At 53.3% G+C, this 5,446-nt stretch carries 4 protein-coding genes; 2 read left to right on the top strand and 2 right to left on the bottom strand.

All coding sequences use genetic code 11. The annotated features are described in order from the left end of the window. Positions 1–141 precede the first annotated feature (141 nt). On the bottom strand, positions 142–783 hold the full coding sequence (locus tag J1785_RS03720; protein ID WP_217218847.1) for a nitroreductase family protein: 642 nt from the start codon (positions 781–783) through the stop codon (positions 142–144). A gap of 384 nt (positions 784–1,167) precedes the next feature. Between J1785_RS03720 and J1785_RS03715 the strand changes: the two genes are divergently transcribed. After that, positions 1,168–1,866 carry a response regulator gene (locus J1785_RS03715; RefSeq protein ID WP_129951356.1) on the top strand — a complete coding sequence of 233 codons (699 nt, stop codon included), beginning with the start codon at positions 1,168–1,170 and terminating at the stop codon, positions 1,864–1,866. Further along, positions 1,863–3,044 (top strand): sensor histidine kinase, encoded by a 1,182-nt coding sequence (locus tag J1785_RS03710; protein WP_129951355.1) that lies wholly within the window; start codon positions 1,863–1,865, stop codon positions 3,042–3,044. Before J1785_RS03715 ends, J1785_RS03710 begins: the two co-directional genes overlap by 4 nt. Positions 3,045–3,114: 70 nt before the next feature. Here the strand turns inward: J1785_RS03710 and J1785_RS03705 are convergent, their stop codons facing one another. Continuing rightward, positions 3,115–5,322, bottom strand: coding sequence for a TonB-dependent receptor (locus tag J1785_RS03705; protein WP_217218846.1), 2,208 nt, complete (start codon positions 5,320–5,322; stop codon positions 3,115–3,117). Positions 5,323–5,446: the final 124 nt, after the last annotated feature.

Here is a 5,446-nt window from a genome sequence, read left to right as displayed (position 1 = left end):
ATTCTACGGAAGGGATGTAATAATACAACAGAGAAGGGACGTATGAATTTAATTTGTTAATTAAATGAAAAGAAGTGAATCCCACCTTCCGCAATGCCATTTAATAATAAGGCGATACTGCAAAAGATGGGACAGATGTGTTTATGACTTAATTTCAGTCACGAAGTTTTCACGGCTGCGGCGAACTTTCTTCAGGTTCACCAGCCAGTCACCTTCATGGGCGCGATAGCCCAGCGGCAGGATCACGACACTGCGCAGGTTTTTGTCTTTCAGGCCGAGGATTTCATCCACGGCAATAGGATCAAACCCTTCCATCGGCGTCGCATCAACTTCTTCAAACGCGGCGGCAATCAACGCGGCGCCTAAACCAATGTAGGCCTGACGCGCGGCGGCCTGATAATTGGCTTCGGTACCGCGTTCAGCAACGATAGCCAAGAGCTTCTGGCGGTAGCTTTCCCAGCCTTCGTTTTTAAAACCACGGACTTCATTGGTCAGGTCAAACATCATGTTCACGCGTTCAGGTGTGATGTCATCCCATGCCGCGAATACCAGCAGGTGAGAACAGTCAGTAACCTGTGCCTGATCCCAGGAAACGGTGCGGATTTTTGCACGAATATCAGGATTGGTGATCACTAACAGTTCGAAGGGTTGCAGGCCGCTTGAGGTCGGTGCCAGACGCACGGCCTCAATAATATTTTCAATCTTTTCGGCCGGTACCGTTTTGGTCGCATCAAACTTCTTGGTGGCGTAACGCCAGGCCAGTTTTTCGTTTAAGGTCGTCATCTTTTTTTCCTGAAGGATAAATTTGGAAGCGGGGCGTTGCCTGTGACAATTATCCCCGAAATAGCCGCCCGATAATCGCATGAACCGGATCCGGGGTTTTATGCTTTTGAGCCCTCAGAAAGCGCGTGGCCCGCGAAATTTGCAGGGTTTTGCCTGCGGATCGGGTGACAGCAACGATCACCCGCCGGAGGCCGAACCGGGAGGCAATACAGGAAACACTGAAACAGGTAATATGCAGTATTAGTTTTCTGGATATCATTATAATCCCTCATCACCCAAACGTATGTTTCGTAGCGGATTGCAGCCGCGTCTGAAACCTGAAGTAAGAAGAGGCAGTGCAGTAAACTGCCGGGAATTTATGATGAAACAGTCAAGGCGACCACGATGCAGACAAAGCGGATCCTGATTATTGAAGATGATGCCGATGCGGCAGATGTTCTCGATGCTTATTTAAAACGTGAAGGGTATGACGTGCAAATTGCCGGTGACGGCCTTTCCGGGCTGGAGCACGCGCTGCGCTGGAAGCCGGATCTCATTCTGCTGGATGTGATGCTGCCGGGAATGCGTGGCACCGATGTTCTGGCATCGCTGCGGCGTGAAAGCAGCACGCCGGTGATCATGGTGACAGCGATGGGTGACATGCCCGATAAAATTGGCGCGCTGCGTTTCGGTGCAGATGATTACGTGGTCAAACCTTATAATCCGGGGGAAGTGGTGGCCCGGGTGCAGGCAGTGCTGCGCCGTGTTGCAGCAGAGGAAAACAGCACCCCCGCTGTGTTGCGCTGGCAGGGGCTCGACGTGGATGTCGAGGCGTTGACGGCGGCGGTTCGCTCAACCTCGGGCGAATCGCATTATCTTGATTTAACACCAACAGAATTTGGCGTTCTGAGCACACTGATGCGGGCACCGACACGCCCGTTCTCACGTCAGTATTTACTGGAACATTGTCTGCCGGAAAGCGAGGCGCTGGAAAGGGTGGTTGATACGCATGTCTATAACCTGCGCAAAAAACTCGAGTCTGCAGGTATCGTTAACGTGTTAGTCAACGTGCGTGGCGTCGGTTACCGGTTCAGACAACCATGAATCCGTCAAATTATCAGTCCTTGTGGCGCTGGATTTGTGTGCGGGTCCTGACGCTGGCCATCGGCAGTGTGGTCGTGATCGCGTTGTGCATGTGGCTGCGTTTTGCCATTCAGAATCTCTGGGTATTGCACCATATGTCTCCCGCGCTCAGGGCAGAATTCTACCTGCTGCGGGACAATCCGGATCTTAACCTCACGCGCTTTCATGAGATTGTCGATCAGGGCTGGGGGGCGCGGTACTCCGATCCTTCCATCGCTTCGGCCGACTGGCTTATGGTTGGCATCCTGGTATTAGTGGTGACGCCGTTTATCGCTATTTTGGGATTAAAAGCCGCGCGTCCGCTTTCGTCGCAATTTAGCCGTCTGGCGCAAGTGGCGCGTGCGGTCACGCAGGGGGATTTCAATACGCGGGCTGAGCCGGTGAAAAATGCCCCGGCGGAGCTGATACAGTTCACCGATGATTTTAACGCCATGATGCTGCAACTTTCACGCTATGAGCGGGAGTTGCGGGCCTCCCATGTGGCGATGGCGCATGAACTGCGATCGCCGCTCACGGCGGCGGTCGGGCGTTTACAGGGCATGCTGGACGGTGTGTTCCGCCCGGAGCCGCAGCAGTTGCAGATGGTGATGACACAGCTTTTGCATCTGAACCGTCTGATCGACGAACTGCATTTGCTGTCGCTGGCGGATGCCGGTCAGCTGAACCTCAGTAAGACAGAGCTGGATCTGGCAGAACTGCTGCGCGAGCGGATTACATGGCTGAAACCTCAGTCGGCGAAAGCCGGTTTTGATATCACCCTGACGCCGGGTGCCCCGTGCCGTTATATCGGTGATCCGTTCCGGCTCGGGCAGGTATTTACCATTCTGATGGAGAATGCATTGCGTTATGCGCTGGAAGGACAGCGTCTGGACATCGCGATCGCCCCCCGCAATGGCGGTTATGAGATAACGTTTCAGGATAAGGGGCCGGGTGTGGATGACAGTTTTCTGCCTGTTATGTTTGAACGCTTCAGCCGGGCAGAATCTTCTCGTGCAAGGCATTCCGGGGGTAGCGGATTAGGTTTATCCATCGCCCGTGCGATTTGTGAAGCTCATAGCGGGCAGATCCGTGCAGCGAAGAAAACGCAGGGCGGGCTGAAGATCACGGTCATCTTACCGCCGCCGGAAAACAGCCAATAAAAACTCCGCACTGCAAAAAAAGGGGATGCTGTGTGCATCCCCTTTTTTATATCGGTTTTTTACATCAGGATCAGAAGTCGTACGTCATTGAGACTTTGAGCGAACGCGGTTCTCCCTGATAGATATAGGTTCCGGTGCTGTCGATATTTGACCAGTATTTTTCGTTGGTCACGTTATCAACACCCGCACGCCAGACCATATCATTCTGGTTAATTTTGGTCCGGTAGCGCACGCCAAGATCCAGAACAGTATAAGCGTCAATTTTCTTCGTATTAGCCGAGTCTGCCCACTGGGAGCCGGAATGATTCACCAGCGCGGTGGCCGTCAGACCGTCAACCGGTTTAATGTCATATTCCGCCCCCAGAACCAGGTTGTAACGCGGCACGCCAATCGCATCTTTACCGTTGTAGGTATTGTCTTCTGTTTTGGTCATTTCCGGATCAATCCAGGTGGCGCTGCCGTTCAGACGCAGGCCCAGCACCGGCTCGCCAAAGACGTTCAGTTCTGCACCCCGGTTACGTTGTTCACCGTCCATGCCGTAGAAATCCTGACTGTTGAGGATGCCTGAAGGTTTTTTGATTTCAAATAACGCAAACGAACCGCCAACACGCCCGAAGTCCGCTTTTACCCCCACTTCGTTTTGTTTTGAATGCGCAATGCCGGTGGTTGTACCGTAGTTTTTCGCTGTGTCCGGTGCCACATCACCGGGTTGTAAAGATTCGGTGTGGTTGGCGTACAGGGAAATAACCTGCCACGGTTTGTACACAACGCCGTACGTCGGCATCCAGCGGCTGTCGCTGTAACGTGATGACACGTCTTCAGCGCCGGTCGCATTCTTGTAATTACGTACGATCACTTTCTGATGACGGGCACCGACGGTGAACAGTACGGTGTCATCCAGAATGCCCAGCGTGTCGGCTAACAGATAGCCCTGAGTCCGGTTACGCCCGGTGGTCAGCGGGTCGTCATAATGACCGCCAGACAGATTAGGTGTCGGGTTCGGGACATTCGTGGTGTGATAAATATTGGTGTTTTCGGCATTGGCACCGTAAGCCATACGCCACGCGGTATTATTGCGTGAAGTCAGGGCGGAATAACCGAAATTGACCTTGTGGGTAATAAATGCGGTATCGAAATTGCCGCGAATGCCGGCCATTCCGCTGAAGTTATTGATGATGCGGTTGGTATCCAGACGGCCTATTGTTGCCGTTCCGTCAGCCTCTTTCAGCGCAGGGGAGGCATAGTCGCCGGTTTCATGCGAATGTTGTGCGCCCACGCCGCCATACACTGTCCAGTCATCAGTCACATCATATTCCGCTTTGGCCATACCAAATTCGGACTCAATATTGCTGTATATCCAGTCCTGACTGTAATTGTGACTGTTGGATGGCACTTTCGGGATGAAATCCACACCACTGATATTTACGCCAAGACGGGCGTCGTGGAAGGTTTTCTTTTGATAGCCCATGTCCACCGAGGTACGAAGGCGGTCACCGCGATAATCAAGGCCCAGCGAGGCTGCGGTGGTGCGTTTTTTCTCACCATCAATACCGGTTTCACCTTCGCGGTTAACGGCATTGAAACGGATACCGAACTGATTGTCATCACCAAAACGACGGCCCAGATCCAGCGTGCCGCCGACCTGCGAGGAAGAGGTATAATCCACACCCACGCGGGTCAGCGGCGCGTCATCCGCATGTTTTGGCTCAAGGTTAATCATGCCGCCAACGCCGCTTGTCGCCGCGCCGTTCAGTAATCCGTTCGCACCCTTGAAGATTTCCACCCGGTCAATTAATGACGTATCAATTACCTGACGGGGAACCACGCCGGGTAATCCGCCATACGTCATGTCATCACCATCGAGTTCGAAGCCACGGATACGGTAGGTTTCCGCGAAGTTGCCATACCCCTGAACGTTCTGAACACCGGCATCATTGCGCACGACGTCAGCAATGGTTCTGGCTTGCTGATCCTGCATCAATTTTGAGGTGAAGCCGATGATGTTAAACGGCACATCCATCGCATTCTGTTCGCCAAGCATACCAAGACGGCCACCATGTGCCACCTGGCCATCCAGATAGGCCGGAACCAGCTGATTACCGCCGGGCCGGAATTCATTATCCGGCGTACTGACGATGGTCATCGTATCGCCCGCCGCAGCTGTTGAACCGGTCGCCGGAGCAGGGGCTGTGGCCGCGAGTGCAGGCGTGCAGCTGACGCTGACAAACAGGGCCAGCAGGGTCGGTGTAAACCCCGCAGGTGAAATTTTTTCGCGCATAGTGTAACCCTAATGTAAAAAGGACTGAGAATCATTATTATTTGAATTTGCGATTATGCGTATGGCGCTTTGGGATGCAAGAAAAATCTCAGGGGCAAATGTTTTCGGGAGAGCGGGCGGAGAC

It is taken from the genome of Rahnella perminowiae (assembly GCF_019049755.1).
Lineage (GTDB): Bacteria > Pseudomonadota > Gammaproteobacteria > Enterobacterales > Enterobacteriaceae > Rahnella > Rahnella perminowiae.
Note: the sequence above shows the minus strand (reverse complement) of the source record. Positions and strands in the feature narration are given on the sequence as shown.

Excerpts from the sequence above, each read along its gene's own strand:
- J1785_RS03720 (WP_217218847.1), bottom strand. The coding sequence starts at position 783 with ATGACGACCTTAAACGAAAAACTGGCCTGGCGTTACGCCACCAAGAAG.
- J1785_RS03715 (WP_129951356.1), top strand. The coding sequence starts at position 1,168 with ATGCAGACAAAGCGGATCCTGATTATTGAAGATGATGCCGATGCGGCA.
- J1785_RS03710 (WP_129951355.1), top strand. The coding sequence starts at position 1,863 with ATGAATCCGTCAAATTATCAGTCCTTGTGGCGCTGGATTTGTGTGCGG.
- J1785_RS03705 (WP_217218846.1), bottom strand. The coding sequence starts at position 5,322 with ATGCGCGAAAAAATTTCACCTGCGGGGTTTACACCGACCCTGCTGGCC.